This window comes from Klebsiella sp. HMSC09D12 (assembly GCF_001808475.1).
Lineage (GTDB): Bacteria > Pseudomonadota > Gammaproteobacteria > Enterobacterales > Enterobacteriaceae > Klebsiella > Klebsiella oxytoca.
Map to the genome: position 1 here is coordinate 1 of NZ_KV793426.1, position 1,074 is coordinate 1,074.

Here is a 1,074-nt window from a genome sequence, read left to right on the forward strand (position 1 = left end):
CATCGCGGTGTATTAATCAACGGGGAGCAGGTCACGATCTTTGGGTATTTTCATTAGATTCATCCCGGTAATATTGTTGTGTCTTTTTTGGTGTTTCCCGTAGGGGAAAGGATGAATGTATCGGGAATGTTGCAGAAAGGCAATTATGAGTAACCTAAGAGTGTTTGCGGTGATTATTATTTAAAATAAAAATTTTATAGTTAGAGCCCCATCGTCACGCCGAAGCAGATCGCCGCGACAATCGGTGCACATCGCAGCAGAACGGCGGCAAAATCAGCTCATAGCCCGTTGCAACGGGGTATTCAGGCTCGTTGCGGCTCACTGGCACCGGCTTGCCGAAGTTCTCTTTCCAATCTTCTATCAGATAGCTCCCCGGGCTGGCGTAAGGAAACAGTGCTCGATCAGGGTGGTAGCCGAGAATGGCAGCTATGGAAACCAGAGACAGCTTGTATAGCGTGATGCCGAGCTGTTCGGGCGAAATGGAGGCGATAGCGGCCAGCAGCGCAACGGCAAGAATGATCCTGTTGCGCAGCCGCTGGTGACGGACCTCGTGAAGTAACAACATGAGGTGACTCCTGAAGATGAATGTGCCCGTGGGCTGAATAGATCAGGAGATAGTGTGTGTCAGAATGGGGTGCAGAGTAATTTGCTCCCGGGTAGAAAAAAGCCCGACAGATATCGGGCTTCCTGAAGGTTAATTCTGTTGTTGAAGTGATCGCTGTGAACGTTAATAAAAGAAGCCATCTTACGCTGGAACCAGCCGATGTTAACCATTTCTGAATTGGGATAGTTCATAGCTCGACGCTTCTCGTTATAACACAACGCATCCAGTACACGGAGAACTGGAGGTTCATCCATTCCGATGGTCAGGCGCTTATCTGTGATCTCAGCAATGTTTTCCTCCGCGGGTTCGGTTTTCATCATCGCCTTCTCGATCTCTACAAATTGACGTGCCAGATCGAAGTGAAGTCGAGCCCTCAGGGGAGCCCCAACACCAGATTAATAGCTGATAGGCTAGCCACTAACCCAAGGGCAACAAGTGGACTGACCCCATGCCTGTAGACAAATTCTGTC

The 1,074-nt window shown here is 49.4% G+C and carries 2 protein-coding genes; both read right to left on the minus strand.

Annotation, left to right across the window (positions count from 1 at the left end; all coding sequences use genetic code 11):
* Positions 1-214: 214 nt before the first annotated feature.
* A complete protein-coding gene (locus HMPREF3178_RS05395; RefSeq protein ID WP_004117860.1) occupies positions 215-565 on the minus strand; it encodes a putative holin in 351 nt (116 codons plus the stop codon).
* 59 nt (positions 566-624) lie between these two features.
* Complete coding sequence (locus tag HMPREF3178_RS05400) at positions 625-924, minus strand: hypothetical protein (RefSeq protein WP_049104517.1); 300 nt, start codon at positions 922-924, stop codon at positions 625-627.
* Positions 925-1,074: the final 150 nt, after the last annotated feature.